The organism is Oscillospiraceae bacterium (assembly GCA_034925865.1).
Lineage (GTDB): Bacteria > Bacillota > Clostridia > Oscillospirales > SIG627 > SIG704.
Genome location: JAYFRN010000009.1, coordinates 13,796 through 35,734, shown reverse-complemented (window position 1 = coordinate 35,734; position 21,939 = coordinate 13,796). Strand labels below are relative to the sequence as shown.

Sequence of the window (21,939 nt, the reverse complement as noted above, 5' to 3'; positions counted from 1 at the left end):
ATGGATAAGCTTCGCGTCGGCATGGTCGGTATCGGCAGAGGCACCGCATACGGCTATGTCATCGAAAACAACCCGAGAACCGAAATAACGGCTCTTTGCGATTTTGATGAGCAAAAGCTTGCCGAAAACGCACCGCATTTCAATCTTACAGATAAGCAGTTATTTACAAATTATGACGAATTCATCAATTCGGGTCTTGATCTCGTAATCCTCGGCACTCCGATTCCTTATCATGAGGAGCAGGTCATAAAAGCGCTCGACATGAACATAAACGTTCTCTGCGAGGTCACCGCCGCAAACACAGTTAAGGGCTGTGAAAACATATACAACGCCGTAAAGCGTTCAAAAGCCAAATATATGCTTGCCGAAAATTGCAATTACATGCATTTCGTTCTTGAGTGGAAGGATTTCATCAACAAAGGATATCTCGGTCATATTCATTATGCCGAGGGCGAATATGTCCATGAAATCAGGGACAGAGTAATTGACAAATCCGGTAATAACCTTTGGAGAACACAGCGCGCTCCGCTTCATTATTGTTCACACAGTCTGGGTCCGATTCTTTTCTGGCTCGACGATTATATCGTCCGCGGCACAGCCTCCGGAACAGGCGTAAATATAATAGAAAATGTCGGCCCCGGAGCTATAGATATGCAATGCGCACTTTTTGAAACTTCAAAGGGCGCGACTATCCGCCTATTAAGAAGCAGCGTTTCTCCGCGTCAGCCCGCGCTCTGCGGATACGCCGTCTATGGAAGCAAGGGCTTCATCGAAACGGACAGCTATACTTCCACTCGTGCCCGCAGATATTTCGAGGGTATCGATGAGGGCGGCGTGGACTACAACTGCCTCGCGAGTGATCCGAATGCCTCAGAACAACTCAGAGCCGGCGGTCACGGTACATGCGAATATTACCTTATCTCGACATTTATCGATGATATTCTATATGACAGAAAGCCCGCTATCGATGTTGTCAAGGCTCTCGATATGACGCTTCCGGGACTTATCGCGCACGAAGCGGCTATGAAGGGCGGAGTTTGGATGGATATACCGTTGTTCTACAGACAATAAAATTCAATGATAATAAAAGGCGGATCTAGTGATCCGCCTTTTTTGCTTCAGAAAATTATTTATATCGACATGTGAATGCTTGCTTTCTTTATGTATATTTGATATAATCATTCAGTCGATATTCGATATGCGATAGGCGATACGGAAACCGTTGCGAATTCCAGCATGTTTTGCCTTGAAAGCAAGTTTGATCATTTAGCGAAACAAAAAAAGCCTCCGGATTCAGGAGGACTTCGTCTGGAGCTGGTGGTGAGGATTGAACTCACGACCTGCTGATTACGAATCAGCTGCACTACCACTGTGCTACACCAGCATTTATATGTTTATCGCGTATTTATTTCGGAACGCGCAAGCAATAATATATCACATTTGATTCGGTATGTCAATATAAATTTTATTATTTATGAGGTATGAATAATGTCAAAAATCAGATTTCTATTCCCGATTGACGGAGACGTAATCACTCCCGCAGACGGAAAAGCCGATGAAAACGGCGGCGTTGCGATAAATGTAAGGCTTCTTGCGCCGGCAGGCTGTGAGCTGACAGTCAACGAACACAAAGCCATTGATTCAGGCCGCGGGAGCGAGGGCATGTGCGAATATTCTGTGCCCATTACAATAAACGGATACCGCACGGCGCTTGACGCCAAATGCGGTGCGGAAAACGAAGTAATATATATTTATCGCTTCAAAAGCGCGGATAAAAAATACCGCCTTGCGCTTGACGATATAATTTGGTCGGTTCGTGAGCTCGCTGAAAAAAAGGATGAATATAAATCCATTTTCGACTGCGCGTTTTTCCGGCTGTTCAAGAATCTGAACAACGACTTCGGGACCGATGTACATATGAATATATACTATACCGACGAAAATGGCTTTGACCTCACGATGATGCCGGATAAGTACAAAGAGGAATTCATCGCCAACAACAGCTGGCTTAAGCTCACGTTCCACGCTTATGCCAACGAACCGTCGAGAATTTATCGTTATTCACCTTATTCCGTGCTCATCCGCGATTATAACCTTGTGACAGATCAGATTATCCGCTTCGCCGGAAAAGAAACGATGAATACGAGCGCAAACGGGCTTCACTATGGAGAAACCACGGTAGAAGGCGCGAGAGCTCTACGCGAATGCGGTATAAACTGTCTTGTCGGATACTATACATTTGATTCGAACGGCGATCCGTATGTTTCATATTATCTTAATAAAGAACAGACTCTTCATTGCTTTGACCGCGATTTCTGGGTTGACAATAAAGAAGGAATTATTTTCTCCAAGGACAAGATGGTTATCGATGCCTTCGCTCTCGACGCGATACGCCCGCGCCTCGACTATCTGCGTGACGAGCGTCCCACGGAGGCGGGAACGATGAATTTTGTCACACACGAGCAATATTTCTATCCGTATTACTGTGCGTATCAGCCGGATTATGAGAAGAAGATCCGTACGGCCTGCGCATGGGCCGGCGAAAACGGATACAAGCCCTGTTTCATAAGCGATGTGATAAAAGAAAAATATCCCGATTAAGGCCACTAAAACTCATTAATTATTAACTCGGCAATAAAATAATTACCGCTAAAAAGAGAGAAAAGGCTCTGGTATATGGGCTTTTCTCTCTTATAAGACAAGGATTATTTAATTGCTGTTTTAATAAATATCAAACAAGAACACCGGAGACTTTTTCTGTAAAAGTCCCCGGTGCATTTTTTAAAGATAGAAAAGCTTTAATGAGGCCTACCAAAAGTTCTCCTAAATTTTATATTATTCTTCGTCCGGTAAAACCTCGACCGTGGGAGCGATTACTTTTTCATTATAGCATGAGAAAATGCTCTCAACCTTCCCCGAATCGGGCTTTCGCGTGAGAAGAGAAGCAACCGGCACTATGATAAGTGAAATAATAATCGCAATGGTGGCCGCCATTGTCATCGGCATGAAACTGATAAATAGATTGGCCGTCATGAATCCCACTCCGCAGATGAAGCTCACCCATACGGCGGCTTTTGTCACACGCTTCCAGAACAACCCGTACATGAACGGACCGACAAAAGCTCCCGCGAGAGCGCCCCAGGAAAGAGACATGAGCGCGGTGATAAGAGAATTTGGATTAAGGGCAAGCACTACCGATATAAGTATGAAAACCGCGCAAAGCAAACGGATAAAATAAAGCTGCTTTTTCTTGTCAATGTTTATTTTAAGGCTGTCCTTGATAAAATCTAGGACAAATGTGCTGCTGGATGTAATCACAAGAGATGAAAGAGTCGACATGGAGGCGCACAGCACGAGCATCAGAACTACTCCGATGAGTATATCGGAGAGCTGATTCGACAGCATTGTCGGTACGATATTATCATAAAGAACCTTGCCGTTTTCGGGAGAATAGTATAGTCTTCCGAAGCCGCCCATGAAGTATGAGCCGCCGGCGATGATTAACGCAAATACGGTTGAAATAATCGTTCCGCTTTTAATGGAGCGTTCGTCTTTTATGGTATAGAATTTATGAACCATCTGAGGAAGCCCCCAGGCACCGAAGCTTGTCATTATTACAACGGATATAAGTCCGATGGGATCGGGACCGAAGAATGATACAAGAGCACCCTTCATGTTCGGCGCGGCTTCGATTTCTATTTGCGAGAGTGAATTTATTGCATTCGTAAAACCGCCCTTACCGTTGAGAACGGCGACAATTACCAGGATGATTCCGACGATCATGATAAAGCCCTGTATGAGATCATTGACGGCTGTGGCAAAATAACCGCCGATTATAACGTATATGGCGGTAAAAACGGCCATGATAATTATACAGTATACTACATCAATGCCGAAGGCCATAGAAAACAAGCCTGACAATCCTTTGTATACTGAAGCGGAGTAAGGAATGAGAAAAATGAATACGATCAGAGAGGAGATAAGCTTGATTGCGCGGCTGTCGTATCTTTTTTCAAAAAAGTCAGGCATTGTCGCGGCATCCAGATGCTTGGTCATGATGCGAGTGCGGCGCGCCAGGACGACCCAGGCGAGCAGACTGCCGAAAACCGCGTTTCCGATTCCGATCCACGTTGCTGATATGCCGTAATTCCATCCGAATTGGCCGGCGTATCCGACGAAAACAACGGCGGAAAAATAACTCGTACCGTATGCGAAAGCTGTAAGCCACGGGCCGACATTTCGTCCGCCGAGCACGAATGAGCCGACATCATTCGCTTTTTTACGGAACATAAAGCCGACGATGACGGTGATCAAGAAAAATACAGCGAGCATGAAGATTTTCCAGAACATAGCATAACCTCAAAAATGAATTTTGAAAAGCGGATCGAAAGCGAACAGAACATAAAAAAGCCCTCGGGGAAAACCCCGAGGGCGAAAATCATGACGAAATTCGCGGTACCACCTCTGTTTGTTCAAGCTTCTCGCGAAGCAGAACCTTGACGGGTACGAAACACTAAAAAATGTATTATACCCCGGCGGAATAACGGCCGCGCCCGGCATCGCATACTTTCCCGCGGCATCAAAACCGCGTATGATGTTTCTGCGATGCAACTCCCGGGATGTATCCGACAGAGATTCTGCTTAAAGCCTCTCAGCAACCGGCAATTCTCTGTAAACGTTCTCTTTGTCGTTAAGACGCGCTGCGTCTTACTCCCGATCATCGCTTTTCAATATGTAAAAATTATATACTGACGTTCATCATTTGTCAAGGGGAACGGGCAAATTATTTTTGAAAAGTCTTTTCCCCGTAAATCTCGAAAGGGAAATCGGGATAGAAGTAAGTCAGGAAAAAGATTAGTATAAGTACGGGAAGGCTTATCAATACTTGTCCGGGAAAACCGCGTAATTCCTGATGGCGGGGATATAACATATATAATAATCGGTGAGCTCCGGTACATTTTGATCTTTTTCACCTTTTACGTAAAATTTATAGCAAGGAATATAATAAGCAGGCGTAATTTTATTATTCGGTAGTGATATATAATTAAAAATATTTGTATACGTAAGTTCACAGAATTCCACTTCAGATAACGATACGGGTATTATTATCGACGGGAAAAGACCCTTTCCCAAATAATAATAACCTTTTTGAAGGAAATCCAACGCTTCATCGTATGAGACGGCGTCCTCTTCCTTCACGCTTATTTCTGTAACGGGTTCATTTGCGATACGTAAAATACATCTAGATTCAGCCGTAAATTCCAGATTGTATGTTATTTCTACATATTTAATAACATTATTTTGCGCGTCATTAATATAATTTGATTTATCAATGATTTTGAATGTTACTTCGCATATTTTGCCCATAAATTCTCCGGATTGATAATATCTCACGGTTTTATAAACAAAAGGATTTTTTATATTGTTATAGATACAGGCAGATTTAATGCGTATATCGTTATTGATTAATTTTAAGATATCCTCCGGAGAAGTATTTATGTCGACGTCAAATGAGGTGTTTGAGATTCTTATTCCATAATTTATGGAGCTTCCTACTTCCAGCCCGTCTTTTATATATTCCTCTTGATAAACTGTATTATTTGTGTTGATTTCAGCGTCTTCTGCGTAAATTCCTATAAGCGATAAAAACTTCTTTAAATTGTCTCTTGCCGTTTCTCTCACCTTCGATGTGTATTCATAAACAGGGCCTATTATCGAGGAATAATATTTTCTTGTAAAGAATGAATATTGTGTGGCGTCCATGTTATTTATATCAAATATATTTGATGTTAAGTCGCTGATCGATTTTGAAATTTCCAATTCATCGCCGCAAAAAGCAAAAAGACTAAACGATATATCATCGCTGCCATCCGGAAAATTTTCTTCATTTGTGCTTATAATCGGTTCTGTAGTTACACTTGTATAAGGCTCTATTGTTTTCGAAATGGTCTCTCGCGTATTAATTGCGGTTTCGGTTGTGTTTTCAGGCGCGTTTACACACGAAAAAGCGGATACAATAATTATGGGAATAAATAAAAATGCTGAAATAACTTTTGAATGTTTCATTGTTCTCCTCCTGATGTGAGAAAGACGCTTAAAATTGTATATACATATTGCTATTTATATTAAAATGTATTTAACTTTTATAAATATTCGACATTTGATCTCAATTCCATATTACTGCCAAAATTTTATGTTTCAATGGAAATATTGTAAACATAATATTAATAGTAAGTTTATTATGATTTTTAGCTAAAAGCACATCAAACCATTTTCAGAAAAAAATAAGCCGGAAACTTATGTTTCCGGCTTTCCGAGGTATATACCGCAACGCCTGAATCTATAAATTAAAGTTCTTTGCCAGGCTTTCTTTCAAGAAAGCCGCGCATCTCAACGCTCGCGCATTTCTGCATTCCACCGTATCTTTCGCCGGTATATACAAGCTGATTACATGATTTGTTTTCTATTAGACCCTGGCTCTTTTTATCAAGATATCTCGCATACATGATTTGAAATTCCGCATCGGCATTACGGGAATTTCTGATCTGTCCCGCGTTTCTTTTGGAAGGGCGAGGATGCGGGGCAGGATTCCGCTCCTCGTTTTCAATACGGCATAATTCTATTACAAAGCCGAAAAACGCGACGGCAAGTATTGTTCCTATCATATTATTTGTCTCCTTTATACTGTCCGGTTTTATTTCATGCTTTAAGTATAGCACATATCATGTACTATAAAAAGGACTTTGCCGTAATAAATACGAAAAATTTAGAATTAATGTTGATTATTACGAAAATAAGAAAATTTATGAAATCATGCCACGCATTTTCAATCTTAAATTATCAGCAATCATTGCGATGAATTCGCTGTTTGTCGGTTTGCCTTTGGTGTTTTGCACTGTATATCCGAAGAACGAGTTCAATACATCAACATCGCCTCTGTCCCATGCGACTTCAATCGCGTGGCGTATGGCTCGTTCAACCCTGGAAGAAGTCGTGTCAAACTCACGCGCCACGGAAGGATAAAGAGTTTTTGTTACTTCGTTTATTATACGGCTGTCACGCACGACCATCATTATTGCGCATCTCAGATATTGATATCCTTTAATATGCGCGGGAATACCGACCTGATGTATTATCCTTGTGACAGAAGCTTCAAGATCATAATCCGATACGCGATCGCCCGCGATCATATCGCCTTTACGTGAATTAACCGTTTGTCTGATTTTGTCGGCAAGGCTCTGATAATCAAAAGGCTTGATCATACAGTTTGAAATACCTGCCGTAAATGCTTCTTCAAGCAGCTTCTTGTTCGTAATTCCTGTGACAAGTATAAATTTCGGCGCGCCGGAGCTCATCACTTTTTTAACTTCGCGTATGAGCCCGGCACAGTCGAAGCCCGGAAACCACATGTCCAATAGGACCGCGTCAGGCTTAAGCCTTCTGATTGCAACAAGCGCTTCCTGACCGTCTCCGGTGTCGCCTACAACATCGAAGCCGAGCTTTTTTAGGTTTTCCGAGCATACATATCTGTAATCACTCCCGGAATCTACGATGAATACTTTCAATACTGCGTCATGACTCATGGTTAATACTCCCTATCTAAAATTATTAGTTTTTATGTCGGTGAGGATATATTAACATAAATTTCCAAAAAAATCAATAGTATTCCGTAAAATTAATTACAAATATTTCCAATATTGTTCACGCCGCCACTTTAGGACGGCATTTGATCATATTTTCTATAAATATACCGTAACCGCGTGTTGGATCGGTTACAAGCACATGTGTCACAGCGCCGATGAGTTTGCCGTTTTGTATAATAGGGCTCCCGCTCATGCCCTGAATTATGCCGCCTGTTTCGTTGAGAAGCTTTTCATCGGTTACATGAATCAGCATGTTTTTGGCTTCGCCGTTTCCGGGACCGATTTTTTCAATTTCTATTTCATATTCCCTTTTTACGCCATCCGAAAGAGTACTGTAAATTGTCGCTTTACCTGGTTTTATCTCATCTTTCGAAGCTATTCCGATAAAATTCGAGCTTGTTATATTAAGGCCTTCTTGGTTGAGCATACCAAATACACCGCATTCCGTGTTGGCTGTTAATATTCCAAGATTTTTTGTGCCGAATATTCCTCTAAGCTCGCCTGGTTTTCCTTTTTCGCCCTTTATTGTCTCGGAATGAATTACATTGAATACATCTCCGCTGCGCATGGGCATCAAAACGCGGGATTCGGTATCATAGATCCCATGCCCGAGTCCGCCGAATTCGCCTGTTGCGGGATCGATATACGTTATGGTTCCTATTCCGGCAGCTCTGTCGCGGATCCAGATTCCGCATTTATATTTTCCGTCGGCATCGCTTTTCGCCGGCCGAAGCTTAATAGAGATTTTTTCGCCATTTCTCATGATTGTCAGGACTATATCGGCGTTTCCGCTCTTTTCCACGGTGTTTACGACATCATAGTAAGAGTTTGTTTCCTTATTATTAATCATAAGGATTATATCGCCCTTTTTGATCCCGGCATTCTGCGCCGGCGAAATTTTATTTCCACCCGAATCAATTTCCGAAATACCTGTTACAACAACTCCTGCGGCGTCTATCCTCATACCGAAGCTTTCTCCGCCGGGAATTAGCTTTATTTCATCCCCTACTGCCGCTGCAGCAACAGCAGTATCCTGAAAAGGAACCGTGAATGCTGTAAATATCAAAGCAATGATTGATATGATTGCCGCTAAGCGCCCGATTGTTTTTATTTGCATTTTTTTTCTCCGCTCGTTTTTTGCGTTTTTCGCGCAAACATAATGTGTGCCTTTAAACGGAATTATATGTATTGATACTTTTGACTTGCTTTAAAAAATTTGGCATAGATAATATATCCGGATCATCCTGTGTTTTCAAAAAATGAAAAAAAGTTCTTAAAATATTTTCACCATTTGAACCGTGATTTATTCTTAATCACTTATTAAAATTACAGTATAAAGATAGAAAAGGCTCTGACATATAGGCTTTTCTCTTATGCAATAATTTTAAGCCGTTCATTGCTCTGCCTCAAGTTAAGTTAATTGCTTTTTCATGCGGGTGATAAGCGCATATATCAATGCTTTTCTCTTGTGAAATAACGATTAATTAATTGCTGTTTTAATAATAACAACAAATAGGCTAATAGCAATAAATGTCTTAAATACTGCACATTAAAACAAGCTTATATCAATTACAGGACAAATCACCGAAGCAATAAGACGTTTCGCAAAAGAACAAAAAATGTCTTATTATTATAAAAATTCTTTTGCCAAAACCGTTGCATTTTTTATTTCGATATGTTATAATGTAACAGTTGAAAAATACTATTTTCGAAAGGAAATTTATTGCCATGACCGAAAAAGAAAAAGATCTCGCCGTAGGAAACGATTCCGAAGGCGGTATAACCTCAAGCTACAGCGTTGACGACGGCGTAGTATTGAAAGTTCCGTATTCCTTCTTCGGAAGCATATACGATGAAAAAGAAGAGAAGGCCGTTCTGAAGGCTATGCACCAGGATTCCCTTACAATGGGTCCGAAGGTTGCCGAATTCCAGAAGAATTTTGCCGATATGACCGGCACAAAGTATGCTCTTGCCACTTCCAACTGCACGACCGCTATGCATGTTGCCGCACAGGCAATGGGTCTTGTTCCCGGAGATGAAGTCATCGTCACTCCGAACACCTTTGTCGCAACCAGTCTTGCAATAATCAAAGAAGGCGCAACCCCCGTATTTGCCGATATTAATCCTATGACTTTTAATATTGATCCCGTTGAAATAGAAAAGAAGATAACCACCAGAACAAAAGCAATCTTTGTCGTTCACTACGGCGGACAAATGTGCGACATGGATCCGATCATGGATATCGCAAAAAGATTCCATCTTTATGTTCTTGAGGACTGCGCTCACGCGCCCGGAGCCGAATACAAGGGCAGAAAAGCCGGCAGCATCGGAGATTTCGGCTGCTTCAGCTTCCATTCTCTCAAAAACATCACAACTCTCGGCGAAGGCGGCATGATCACCTTCAACAACGACTGGTTTTATGAAAAGATCGACAAGCTCCGCTGCATGAACAACTTCAACTGGGAGAATCAGACCGATTATTGGCTGCCGTCACACTTTGACAACAGAGACGTCAACGGCAAGCACGGCAACAACTATAGAATGACCGAATGCCAGGGCGCGGTCGGCGTCTGCCAGCTCGAAAAGCTTCCGATGCTCAACGCAAAGAGAATCGAGCTTGGCCGTTATATTACCGAAGGACTCCGCGGCATTAAGGGAGTGACCCCCGTTTTCGAAGATCCGAACTGCAAGCACATTTATCACCTTTACACAGTTTGCATCGAAGAAAAAGTACTCGGCGCTTCACGTGACGATTTCCTGAGAGTTCTTTACAAAGAAGAGGGAGTTCAGGGAATTCTCCACTATCAGCCGACATATGACTTCACGAGCTTCCGGAATATGGGATACGGAACTCATCTCTGCCCGAAGGCTGATGAATTCTTCTATAAGAGAGAATTCAACACCCCGATGCATCCGCGTCTGACCACGACTGACTGCGACAATATCATCGCAGGAATCAGAAACACCGCTAAAAAAGTCGGCAAATAATATAACAGCATAAAAATAACCCGCGGCATATGCCGCGGGTTTGTTTTTTGGGTGAACTCGAATAAAAGGCCTGTACTCACAGAACATTTATTCGGAAAAGCATAATAATATGACATTGAATATTTATTATTGGTAAAACATCGCAAAAAATTTCGAGTCGCAGTATATTGAATTTGTGAAATCTATATGATATAATTTAATGTAGACATAATACATACACTTATCGGTGCTGATAATTTAATCAATGGTTTACAATTGATTAAAAATATGCCTTATAAGAATTAAATAAGGAGATTATCGATGAAAAAGCAAACACTTCGCGTATTAATTACTATAATAATCGCATCGTTTCTTCTCGTTTCCTGTGAGCAGACAAAAGGAAACGATACAGGGGCGAACAAAACTTCCACGAAAGAGCCGACCGCAACGACTGAAAAAACTTCTGAGGCTGAAGAAGTGCCTAATGTACCCACTGATGTCGACTTTAAAGGCAAGGAATTCCGCATACTTATATACAAGGGTGGCACGGACATCGACAACATCGATTTCTATGATAATAACGATCAGGAAGGCGAAATGATTTACGAAGCGGCTCATATGAGACAAGGTGCCGTTGAGGGTAAATACGGAATCACAATAAAACCGATAGTCACAACTGCTGACAACGTCAGCACATTGGCAATGACCTCCATATCCGCCGGCACCGATGATTACGAGCTGGTCGCGCCGATGATGAATACCGTATATACTCTTGTTGAGAAGAACGCGCTTGTCGAGCTTCACAACGTAGAGAATCTTGACCTCACAAAGACATATTGGGATCAGCAGATACAGAAAGACCTTGCAATCGGAGGCAAGCTGTTTACAATCACCGGCGACATTTCGATATCTGACGAAGAGCTTAATATTTGTATCGCGTTCAATAAAACCTTTGCCGCCGAATACGATATCAATCCTTATCAATATATTAAGGACAACAATTGGACGCTTGACACAATGTACACTCTTGCGAAGCTTGGCACTCACGACCTGAACAGCGACGGAAAATTTGACAAGAACGATGAATACGGCCTCGGCCATGCTTTCAGCAGCGCGTTTTGTCTGTTCCACGGAAGCGGCGAACGCTTCGCGAGCCTTGATGAAAGCGGAAAACCTGTTATTACTATAAATGACTCACGTTCCGCGGAAGTGGTAAAGAAGATCGCGGATATATACAATGACAATTCCGTTGTCGGCGTTGTTGAAAAGAATTTCGGAGACTGGACCACGCTCAATGCGAATATGGTCGCCGGAAAAGTAATGTTCCGTCCGGCAAACATATATAATCTTCGTCAGTATCTTCAGATGACTGATGTTTGCGGCGTTCTTCCGATACCGAAATACGAAGCGACGCAGGACAGGTATTATCATCTTGTTCTCACGAATGCCTGCTCCGGGTACTGTGTGCCATCCACCAATTCCGATTTGGCTATGACCGGAATTATAATGGAGGAGCTTGCTTATTATGGTCGTAAGGATTTGACTCCGGCATATTATGATAGCTATATAAAATCGCGTCTCACGCCCGATCTGGACACGAGAGACATGTTTGATATAATTTTTTCTTCAAAAATATATGATGTCGGATATACCTTCGGCTGGGGTTCATTAGTTAATGTTATCGGCTCTGCCGTAAGTACGAACGGCGGATTCACTTCTAAACTTGATGCTGCCATGAGCGGAGCGCAGACAGCCATGGACAAAACGTATAATGATTTAATTGATGTCTGGGGCGAATAAGTTCACAATGAAATAGCTTACTAGGCGGGAAGTTATATTTTGCTTCCCGCTTTTTCGTGTTTAAAATTGGAACAAAGAAACAAGACATTATTTAATGTTTGCTGAATAATCATAAAACACATACGACAGTAAGGTAAATATAAAAATAATGATTGTTCAGGTGCATATGGTAATTAATGGATACTGCAGGTTTTGGCTGGTTTTTCGATTTCCAAAAACTTCAGCAGACATTATAAATTAATCGCGAAACAGCAACCTCTATTTTTCATTTAATTTATAGCTATTAGAGGTTTCCGGAAAGTATAAAAAATTCTGCAATATACTCTATACTTTTTCCATAAAATATGATATTATAGAATATATAACAGAAAATATTAAGCAAAATATTATTAAATATAAAAGAAAAAGCCAACAGTAAAAGAAAATTCAGATAAAATTATATAAAAAGAAGGAATCTGCTATAAAAAATCAAAAAAAGAAAAGGATAACACAGGGAAGGTCAGGTAAAGATTTATGAGCTTTTTCGAGCTGTTCCGCAAAAAAAATGCGTCCCTCCCAACCGCAATCATCTTTGTCGATTTCGAGCATTGGTGTATTTCCCTGAGCAGACTGCACAATATGCGGCCGCAGGTCAGAAATCAATACGAGGAAATTACAAAGAGATTTAATGTAATTAAGATGCTTTTCTTCGGCGACTTTACTAATCCGCTGCTCAGGAATGAAATGGATGGCATCAGAGAAGTGACAAATAATATTATAGACACACAAAATCCTTCTCTGACATATAAAAAGGACTACACGGATTTCATAATGCTCGACTGTATCTATCAGGAAGCAGATGAAAACCCCAAAGCGGATACCTACATATTATTTACCGGCGACGGACATTTCAGCTCGGTCGTCAGGTATTTGAAAATAAAAAAGAAAAAAAAGATAATTATATATGGCGTAAAAGGCGCTGTCAGCGGTAAATTGAAATCAATCGCCGACGAATGTATTGAGTTCCCGAATCAGGATGATGAACGCGTAAATTACTATAAGATGCTGATCGAAAACTTTGATTATTTATTCAAACAGGGACAAAAGAACGTATACCCGACCTTTTTATCGACAGTAAAATATGTGGCCGTCCGTTATCATGTATGTGAAGACAATGTCAGAACGGCCTTAATGGAGCTTATTGATATGGGCGTCATCGTAAAGAAAGAAGAACGTATCGGATTTTCAAGAACAATCCGTACTCTTCATGTGGATTGGGAAAAAGCAATAGAAAAAGGTCTCTGGTCAGCGGAGCACGCATTATAATATCAAGTACATTATTAGGAAAAGCCGACGGTCGTTATTGATTGCCGGCTTAAATTTATGTAGGCTATAATAAACAGGTTGAAAATCGACAGAAAATATGATATACTGTCAAAGAATAATATTAAAGTGGAGAGATATATAATGACAAACAATTTGAAGAGCAACGAAGGATATACTGCAAATTATGTTGAATATCTCGTTCCTCGAAAAAACACCGGGAAAGTATTGGCACAAAAAATTCTGATTATTTTGGCGCTTGTTGTTGTGTTCATTGTTTCGTCTGCGTTTCTTTTGGAAAAAATGCCGGCAATCGGCGCGGTTTACGCGCTTTTGTTTATAATACTCGGATGGTATCTCTGGAGATTTGTTTCCGTTGAATACGAGTATGTTATCGCGGCCGGCGAAATGGAAATGGAAGCAATATACGGCCGCCGCCAGAGGAAGAAGCTTTGCGGCTTCAAGCTCGCGGACGTTGAATTTTGCGCACCTGTCGAGGAGCAATATAAAAACAGGATTGAATCGCCTGATATTAAAAAGAAGATTATTGCGGCCGATTCAATGTCTTCGCCGAGTCTTTACTTCATAATATATAAAGACGCGAACGGACAGAAGCAGCTGTTGTATTTCAACGCCATAAAAAAGGCCGTTGATATACTTAAATTTTACCGCCGCGATATCATTGTTGCTTCTGATAAGCTTATATATTGATAATAAACATAATACGCGCCAAAAATAAATCCGAAGGAATCAAACCCCAATGTCCCGCACAAACATAAAATACATAGGAATAATACTGATCGCCGCCGCGCTGCTTTTTGTCATTGCGGTGAATCCTTTTTGCGCTTATGCCGCTCCTGTTGAATATATCATCAACAGCGGCAGCATCAGAATAGAACAGGATCCTTACAATGCCGGCAACCTGCTGATAACTCAGAAAAAAACTTCTCAGTCAGTCGGCCGCAATACGGAAATAATAATCAAGGGCGGTGAAACGACCCGCAATTCTATATTTATATGCGGAAATGTGTCAGCAAACATCACGCTTGACAACGTTATAATAGAGAATTCTTATTTTCTGGAAAGCCCTTTTTGTATGGATCTCGGCGAGGATGTTGTCTTAACTTTGATCGGGAATAACCGCCTTGCCGGAAGTGATTATATGGCCGGTCTGCAGGTCGGGAAATTCGCTTCCCTTACAATACGCGGAGATGGCTATCTGGACGCATCCGGAGGTAAATATGCAGCCGGAATCGGCGGAGGATGGCGAGCCGATACTGTCGGTACCGATACCGGAGATATCACGGTAACAAATAATGTCAATATATGGGCGTACGGCGGAGAAGGAGCCGCGGGAGTAGGCGGCGGACGGGATGGAGGCGCACGCAGCGTCACTATTTCGAAGGATGTGTCTGTGCATGCCGCCGGCGGTCTTTACGGTGCCGGAATTGGTTCCGGTAAAAACGGAACGGTGTCAAGGACAATCCTTATTACCGATAACGCGAAAGTAGAAGCTCAGGGCGCCGTAAACGGAGCGGGAATCGGAACAGGTGAATCCGGATCCGTATCAGAAATTGCGGTCTCAGGTTCGGCGTCGGTTCGCGTTCACGGCGGAGCCGGCGGTGCCGGAATAGGCTGCGGATACAACGGCAGCGTCAAGCATATCGGAATATCCGGCGCGGCTTCGGTCAGAGCGGGCGGCGGTGAAAATGCCAGCGGGATCGGAAGTGCCAAATATACATCCGGTTCGGCAGACAATATAACAATCGGTGATAAATCAGTCGTTTGTTCAATCGGCGGTTCATACGGAGCCGGAATCGGCGGCAGATTCGATATCTTGAAAATATCCGGATTTGCAAATGTCAAGGCTTACGGCGGAAGCTTTTGCCCGGCGATTGGAAGCGCTTTCTCTGTAAAAGAGGGCAGTATTGAAATAACCGGATCATCTGTCGTAAGAGCGCTCGGCGGTAAAAACGGCGCGGGAATAGGCAGCGGTTCTAACGGAAATATAACCTCAATATTGATAAATTCATCCGCGTCATGCGTTGCTGTCGGCGGAAAGGGCGGAGCGGGAATCGGTACGGGAGCCGATTGCGGGTCATTTTCAACGGTTACGATAACAGATAACAGCAATGTCGTCGCGCAGGGCGGTAATCTCGGAGCCGGAATAGGGCTTGGTAGCAAAAATTCGGTCGACAGCTTTGTGGTGTCCGGTTCGCTTACCATCTCAGGCAGCGCTCAGGTCAGAGCAGCTGGCGGCAAATACGGTGCCGGTATCGGCGGCGGGAAAAACGCCGCGGGAATATCAGTAAACGTTTCGGACAGCGCGGTGGTCAAAAGTGTATCCAATAAACAGATCATTGTCACCGTTACCGAAGCTCAGGTCGAAAACACCGATGATCAGAATGGTTCCGGAAACGAAGTTGATACTGGAAATCAGACCGGAAACGAAAACCAAACGGCGGAAATCGGAACCGAGCCGGATCAGCCTGTAACGACACAAAAATCATATGTTCACGGAGATTACGCATTCGGCGAATTTAAAATTGAACCTGACATTGAGAAACAAATTCCGGATGAAGCTTTGGTTGAACCGATATCCTTCAATCCGCAATACTCAGATATCTTGTTTTCTGATAGCGACATATCGAATAAAGCCGAGCTTGAAAAGAATCCTGCCAAGGATGTCGGAGCGGGTGCGGGCTGTCTGATACAAGGCTCCTGCATTATCCGCGGAGATGCAAAGCTCAACGATATGATCGGTCAGGTTACGGTCACGCTTTCATACGGGATAGCAGGACTTGAAGATCAGGTGACGTCATTGGAAAAAGGGAAGAATATTACTCTTCCGGTACCGGTGAAGAGCGGATATGAATTTCTGGGCTGGTTTGATAAACCTTCCGGAGAAGGAGACACAGCCGTTAATGGCAGCGTTAAAATCAATGCCGATAAAGTTTATTACGCTCGCTGGAATATAATAGGAGTAGAGCTTTATAATACCGAAATTCCGTATGGCATTGAAGGGGAAAGCTTTGAATATTCCGGCTTTTCCGTTGCTAAAGGAGCGGAGCCATATGAGTATAGTGTAACAGCGGGGAAACTACCGAATGGGTTCGATTTTGATCATGTGACAGGTAAAATATCGGGTGTCGCCTTATTAAACGGACTGTATCCGTTCACGGTGACGGTTACCGACACCAATAAAAGCACGGCGAGTGTTCAGTGTAATATAAAGATTTTCGGTAAAAATACCTACACTTTCACTTTGACTACTGCCGACGAGCCGGGTGCGGATACCGCCTCGGAAGTTTTGATGCAGTTTGAATATACGGACAGATTTACCGGAGAGAAAAAGCTAAGCGATAAAATAAACATAACAAATGAGCTTTCAAAGCTGTATAATTCTCCGCTTGCCCGCGGAGAGACACAAAATTTCAACATAATTCTACCGCCTGAGATCGGAGAGCCTTCAAGAATAAATTTCAGCAACGAAACTGAAGACGGTTGGAAATGCTCCGAAGTTACTGTCAGCTTTTCGGGCAATCAAATGATCGAAAGCTTTAACAAGAGTTTTAATATCAACAGCTGGTATGGAAAACGCGATGACGGAAAAAGCGCTCTGGACATTATATTTTTGATAATTCTGATCATAATATGTATATCGGCCGTGCTGTTCGGACTGTATATTGCCATAATAAGATATGACCGCAGTAAAAAGAAACAAAATAAAAGCAATAAAAAGCTCCCAAAACATACCAAGCATTCTTGAAAGGAACAAATAATGGCGACTGCTTCAGCTCCTGCCGCAAATGTCGGCGAACTTCAGAGGAAAATAAAAGAACTAAAATTAAAAAAAGACATATGTATTCTTGCACACACATATCAAGCGCGTGAGATATGTGAAATTGCCGATTTCACCGGCGATTCATATCAGCTCAGCGTGAAGGCAAGCAAGGTTCAAAACAAAACCGTTGTAATGTGCGGCGTGAGGTTTATGGCTGAGACCGTTAAAATTCTCTCACCCGAAAAGCGTGTGATTCTTGCCAATTCAGGTGCCGCATGTCCAATGGCGGAACAATTTGATGTAAAAACAGTAGAGGAATTTAAACGCTGTAACCCGGGATATACCGTCGTTGCGTATATAAACACAACCGCCGCTTTAAAGGCGGTATGCGATGTCTGTGTGACAAGCAGCTCGGCTGTAAAGATTGTAAAAAATATATCAAATAAAAACATTCTTTTCATCCCTGACTGCAATTTAGGCGACTATGTCACAAAGCAATGCCCGGAAAAGAACATAAAACTATTGAGCGGCGGATGCCCGATACATGCTTCTGTCCTTCCCGAAGAAGTCGACACAGCAAAGAATGCCCATCCCAATGCGCTTGTCTTGGTGCATCCGGAATGCGTGCCAGAGGTTGTCGCAAAAGCGGATTATGTAGGTTCAACGGCGGGAATAATCGATTTCGCGAAGGAAAGCGAAGCAAAAGAATTTATCATCGGCACAGAATTAGCTGTGGCGGAGCATCTGCAATATGACGCGCCGGGAAAGAAATTTTACCCGCTTTCAAAAAAGCTGATATGTCTTGATATGAAGCTTACGACTTTGGTGGACGTATTTGACGCGCTTAATGGCGAAGGTGAGGAAATAAGCCTTGATCCGAAAACTATTGCGGATGCCGGACGCTGTATAGACGAAATGATCCGCCTTGGCAGCAAAAGCAAATAAATACTGAGTATCCTGACCACCGTACATACCTTAAAAAGCTCTTTTATTAACTCTGCATTTAAATAAGTAAATGCCGTTTTAATAACAGAGCTTTTTTTATATCCTGAAAGAACGGAAATATACTGCTGAAAGTCTGCAATAGTGTTTATATCAGAAATTATTGGAGCAAGGCGGAGATCGAGAAAGCTTGATTATTAACTCGGCAATTAAATAAGTCTTGTTTTATAAGAGAGAAAAGCCCATATACCAGAGTCTTTTCTCTCTTTAAGCGGTAATTATTTAATTGCTGAGTTAATAATTCCTTTGATATATTTATGGAATAAAGGGAATTTAAATAGAAATTGCCGCATAAAATAATAAAAATATAATATGAAGGTGCGCGGAGTTATGACAAACACAGAAAAAGCAACAGAAAAAAATCCATCCGGAATTAAGCAATTTCTGATATCCATGGTTATACCGCTTGCTGTAGGCGGAATTTCCGGATTTATTACACGCGGAGCAGGGCAAATCTATGAATCGCTGAACCTTCCGGCATTTGCTCCGCCTCCGGTTGTTTTCCCGATTGTCTGGACGATTCTTTTTGGGTTAATGGGTATATCGTCATATCTGGTTTATATAAAAGAGAACCACGTGTCTGAGAAAAAGGCGGCGGCAATATTATATTTCACACAGCTTGCCTTTAATTTCGTATGGCCGATATTATTTTTCAAGGGACAGTTTTATCTTGTTTCGTTTATATGGCTCGTAATTCTCGCGCTGCTTGTTGCCGCAATGATATTTGCGTTCGCAAGGATTAGCCGTCCGGCGGCATGGCTTCAGGTGCCGTATCTTCTTTGGTTGATATTTGCGGGTATATTGAATTATAGCGTTTATCTGCTAAATTTTTAAAATGGCGACATGTATTATTGAATTTGTATTTATTATGGAACAATGTTGAAAAAACTGTTGAATTTCGGTCACCGATATGTTATAATACCATCTGCCGATACTTTTCCTTTGCCGGTATGATGGAATTGGCAGACGTGCTGGACTCAAAATCCAGTGGTAGCAATACCGTGTCGGTTCGACCCCGACTACCGGCACCAATAAATCCGACTTGCATTTGCAAGTCGGATTTTTAATTTGGCATTTATAAAAATTCCATGTTTAAGTGACAGCAATAAATTGTTGCTTGATATAAATGGGATTTGAGTTATAATATAGAACAAGGAGGCGGTTATATGGACAATATAGGAAGAATAATTAAAAAATTCAGAGAAGATAATAACATGACTCAAGATCAGCTTGCCGAAAAAATGAATGTGACCAGACAAGCCGTATCAAATTGGGAGAATTCAAAAACACAACCGGATATCGATACTTTATTCAAACTTTCTCAGATATTTAATGTGTCTGTTGAAGAAATAATATATGGTGAAAAACGGAATATGGTAACAAATATCACCAATGTCACAAATCAGACAGTTGGCAATACCGCAAAGCAGGGAATCGGTTTCGGCGTTGCGCTCGCTATGGTGATTTCATATGTAAAATGGCATTCGATAGGCTGGGCGATTTTTCACGGATTATTGAATTGGGGATATGTTATTTATTTTGTGATTAAATACGGCTGGAACGGATGATATTAAAGTATACTTTGTTTTATAAGCGGTAAAATAGCAAACAAAATAACGCGCTTTTGGCGCGTTATTTTGTCGATAATATATTCCTGTGAAGGAGAAAAAAACAGGAAATTTATCATTTCGTCATATCAAGCATTACGTTTAACGATTCGCGGGTGTTTTCGAGAACGTCAGGAAAATATATCGCGAGGAACTTTTCCATGTACTCGAAATATTTATGCGCTTTTACTTTGTCGAGACCTTTATTCAAAAGCTCTGTCAAAAGCTCTTTGTTTAGGTCTTTATAGCGGTATATCGTCCCATCGAAATAGATTGTTTCCGGAAGCGCGAGCGCTTCCTTTGCTTCGAGCCAGTTGTTGTTGTAGAGTGCGTCGACAATTTCTTGGGAAAGGTATCTCTGTGTGTTTTTGGGATGATGAGGTCCCTATTGCCTTAAAAAATCTTCTTTAGGGATATTTAAATACCATATACCTTCGTATGTTGCTAATGTGCTCTCACATATTTGATCGATTGTCATACCTTTACACTTAACATTGTAGGTGTATTCCATAAACTCATTTATTTTTTGTTCGTCGGTAACAACGAAATCAATATATGTCAACGATTGTAGTATTTCATCATTATAATAATCCAAATGAGCATCACAAATCCCAGCGGGAGTAAACGGACGATTAAGCTCTTTTATTGCCTGTTCTCTTTCTTCTTCCGCAATCTGTTGTTCAGTTTTTTCTTTTTCTGGTTCGCCTGTGTCTGTCTGATTTTCACAAGTCTGTTCCGTCGATGTTGCGGGTAATACCGTGGTTTTCGGCGGATCTGCTGTTTCTATTGGCTCAGCTTCTTTTGTATTTGTTCCTGCGGATAATGTTTGTGTTGTTTCGGATGGAAGCGTCTCCGGCAATTTTGGAGAACAGGAGAAAACTGATATAAGTATAATCAAAACAGAAACGATTAAGAGCAACTTTTTTGATTTTGAAATCATCATGTTTTCTCCTGCTATATTGTAAAATTAAATCATTTCGTCATATCAAGCATTATATTTAACGATTCGCGGGTGTTTTCGAGAACACCAGGGAAATATATCGCAAGGAACTTTTCCATATACTCGAAATATTTATGCGCTTTTACTTTGTCGAGACCTTTATTCAAAAGTTCTGTCAAAAGCTCTTTATTGAGATCTTTGTAACGGTATATCGTTCCGTCGAAATAGATTGTTTCCGGAAGCGCGAGCGCTTCCTTTGCTTCGAGCCAGTTATCGTTGTAGAGTGCGTCGACAATTTCTTGAGGAAGGTAGCTTTGTGTGTTTTTTGGGAATTGCGGACCCCATTCCTTTAGAAATTCTTCTTTGGGAATATTAAAATATCTAATACCTGTATATGTTGTACAGTGACTTTCGCGTTTTTGATCAAGTGTCATTCCTATCAATTCGTTTTTAAAGAACTCTTCAAATTCATCAATTTGATTATCAGGGTTATTAAGAAAAATACATATATAAGTATTTGAACATAGCATCTCATCAAAATAGAAATTAAGATTGATTTCACCGGGAGTAAACGGACGATTAAGCTCTTTTATTGACTGTTCTCTTTCTTCTTGCTCTATTTCATATGGGCTTTTTTCTTTCTCTGGTTCGCCTATGCCTGTTTGCTTTTCACAAGTCTGTTCCGTCGATGTTATGGGCAATACTGTTGTTTCTGTTGGGTCTGCTGTTTCTATTGGCTCAGCTTCTTTTGTATTTGTTCCTGCAGATAATGTTTGTGTTGTTTCGGTAGGAAGTGTCTCCGGCAATTTTGGGGAGCAGGAGAAAACTGATATAAGTATAATCAAAACAGAAACGATTAAAAGCAGCTTTTTTGATTTTGAAATCATCATGTTT

General features: G+C 41.6%; 19 protein-coding genes and 2 tRNA genes. 12 read left to right on the top strand and 9 right to left on the bottom strand.

The window, feature by feature from the left end; translation table 11 throughout:
* Positions 1 to 1,071: a Gfo/Idh/MocA family oxidoreductase gene (locus VB118_05395; protein ID MEA4832035.1), complete on the top strand. Its 1,071-nt coding sequence runs from the start codon at positions 1 to 3 to the stop codon at positions 1,069 to 1,071.
* 238 nt (positions 1,072 to 1,309) lie between these two features.
* On the opposite strand, the gene VB118_05390 is transcribed toward VB118_05395, so the two are convergent.
* A tRNA-Thr gene (locus VB118_05390) sits at positions 1,310 to 1,384 on the bottom strand.
* Between the two features lie 104 nt (positions 1,385 to 1,488).
* On the opposite strand from VB118_05390, the gene VB118_05385 reads away from it, so the two are divergent.
* Positions 1,489 to 2,601 (top strand): hypothetical protein, encoded by a 1,113-nt coding sequence (locus tag VB118_05385; protein ID MEA4832034.1) that lies wholly within the window; start codon positions 1,489 to 1,491, stop codon positions 2,599 to 2,601.
* A 234-nt stretch (positions 2,602 to 2,835) separates the two neighbouring features.
* On the opposite strand, the gene VB118_05380 is transcribed toward VB118_05385, so the two are convergent.
* Positions 2,836 to 4,350, bottom strand: coding sequence for a sodium/solute symporter (locus tag VB118_05380; GenBank protein MEA4832033.1), 1,515 nt, complete (start codon positions 4,348 to 4,350; stop codon positions 2,836 to 2,838).
* Between the two features lie 118 nt (positions 4,351 to 4,468).
* On the opposite strand from VB118_05380, the gene VB118_05375 reads away from it, so the two are divergent.
* A complete protein-coding gene (locus tag VB118_05375) occupies positions 4,469 to 4,645 on the top strand; it encodes a hypothetical protein (protein MEA4832032.1) in 177 nt (58 codons plus the stop codon).
* A gap of 233 nt (positions 4,646 to 4,878) precedes the next feature.
* Here VB118_05375 and VB118_05370 read toward each other — a convergent pair whose 3' ends face one another.
* The 4 genes from VB118_05370 to spoIVB all read right to left on the bottom strand — a co-directional run bounded on the left by VB118_05370 (position 4,879) and on the right by spoIVB (position 8,823).
* On the bottom strand, positions 4,879 to 6,066 hold the full coding sequence (locus VB118_05370) for a hypothetical protein (protein MEA4832031.1): 1,188 nt from the start codon (positions 6,064 to 6,066) through the stop codon (positions 4,879 to 4,881).
* Between the two features lie 281 nt (positions 6,067 to 6,347).
* Positions 6,348 to 6,665, bottom strand: coding sequence for a hypothetical protein (locus VB118_05365; GenBank protein MEA4832030.1), 318 nt, complete (start codon positions 6,663 to 6,665; stop codon positions 6,348 to 6,350).
* Between the two features lie 138 nt (positions 6,666 to 6,803).
* The gene (spo0A, locus tag VB118_05360; GenBank protein MEA4832029.1) at positions 6,804 to 7,583 is read right to left on the bottom strand and encodes a sporulation transcription factor Spo0A; all 780 of its coding nucleotides are present in this window, start codon (positions 7,581 to 7,583) and stop codon (positions 6,804 to 6,806) included.
* 118 nt (positions 7,584 to 7,701) lie between these two features.
* Entirely contained in the window at positions 7,702 to 8,823 is a 1,122-nt protein-coding gene (spoIVB, locus tag VB118_05355; GenBank protein MEA4832028.1) for a SpoIVB peptidase, read from the bottom strand.
* 548 nt (positions 8,824 to 9,371) lie between these two features.
* Between spoIVB and VB118_05350 the strand changes: the two genes are divergently transcribed.
* From VB118_05350 to VB118_05310, 9 genes are all read left to right on the top strand, one after another.
* Positions 9,372 to 10,631 (top strand): DegT/DnrJ/EryC1/StrS family aminotransferase, encoded by a 1,260-nt coding sequence (locus tag VB118_05350; GenBank protein MEA4832027.1) that lies wholly within the window; start codon positions 9,372 to 9,374, stop codon positions 10,629 to 10,631.
* A gap of 300 nt (positions 10,632 to 10,931) precedes the next feature.
* Entirely contained in the window at positions 10,932 to 12,410 is a 1,479-nt protein-coding gene (locus tag VB118_05345; protein MEA4832026.1) for a hypothetical protein, read from the top strand.
* Positions 12,411 to 12,923: 513 nt separating this feature from the next.
* Positions 12,924 to 13,715 carry an NYN domain-containing protein gene (locus tag VB118_05340; protein ID MEA4832025.1) on the top strand — a complete coding sequence of 264 codons (792 nt, stop codon included), beginning with the start codon at positions 12,924 to 12,926 and terminating at the stop codon, positions 13,713 to 13,715.
* Positions 13,716 to 13,856: 141 nt separating this feature from the next.
* Positions 13,857 to 14,423 carry a hypothetical protein gene (locus VB118_05335; GenBank protein ID MEA4832024.1) on the top strand — a complete coding sequence of 189 codons (567 nt, stop codon included), beginning with the start codon at positions 13,857 to 13,859 and terminating at the stop codon, positions 14,421 to 14,423.
* A 49-nt stretch (positions 14,424 to 14,472) separates the two neighbouring features.
* On the top strand, positions 14,473 to 17,481 hold the full coding sequence (locus tag VB118_05330) for a putative Ig domain-containing protein (protein MEA4832023.1): 3,009 nt from the start codon (positions 14,473 to 14,475) through the stop codon (positions 17,479 to 17,481).
* Between the two features lie 12 nt (positions 17,482 to 17,493).
* Complete coding sequence (gene nadA / locus VB118_05325; protein ID MEA4832022.1) at positions 17,494 to 18,441, top strand: quinolinate synthase NadA; 948 nt, start codon at positions 17,494 to 17,496, stop codon at positions 18,439 to 18,441.
* Positions 18,442 to 18,828: 387 nt separating this feature from the next.
* Entirely contained in the window at positions 18,829 to 19,332 is a 504-nt protein-coding gene (locus VB118_05320) for a TspO/MBR family protein (GenBank protein ID MEA4832021.1), read from the top strand.
* A gap of 110 nt (positions 19,333 to 19,442) precedes the next feature.
* Positions 19,443 to 19,529: transfer RNA gene (locus tag VB118_05315), tRNA-Leu, on the top strand.
* Positions 19,530 to 19,664: 135 nt separating this feature from the next.
* The gene (locus VB118_05310) at positions 19,665 to 20,066 is read left to right on the top strand and encodes a helix-turn-helix transcriptional regulator (protein MEA4832020.1); all 402 of its coding nucleotides are present in this window, start codon (positions 19,665 to 19,667) and stop codon (positions 20,064 to 20,066) included.
* A 115-nt stretch (positions 20,067 to 20,181) separates the two neighbouring features.
* Here the strand turns inward: VB118_05310 and VB118_05305 are convergent, their stop codons facing one another.
* From VB118_05305 to VB118_05295, 3 genes are all read right to left on the bottom strand, one after another.
* Entirely contained in the window at positions 20,182 to 20,328 is a 147-nt protein-coding gene (locus tag VB118_05305) for a hypothetical protein (protein MEA4832019.1), read from the bottom strand.
* A gap of 162 nt (positions 20,329 to 20,490) precedes the next feature.
* Entirely contained in the window at positions 20,491 to 21,048 is a 558-nt protein-coding gene (locus VB118_05300) for a hypothetical protein (protein ID MEA4832018.1), read from the bottom strand.
* Between the two features lie 29 nt (positions 21,049 to 21,077).
* Entirely contained in the window at positions 21,078 to 21,935 is an 858-nt protein-coding gene (locus VB118_05295) for a hypothetical protein (protein ID MEA4832017.1), read from the bottom strand.
* Between the last annotated feature and the right edge of the window lie 4 nt (positions 21,936 to 21,939).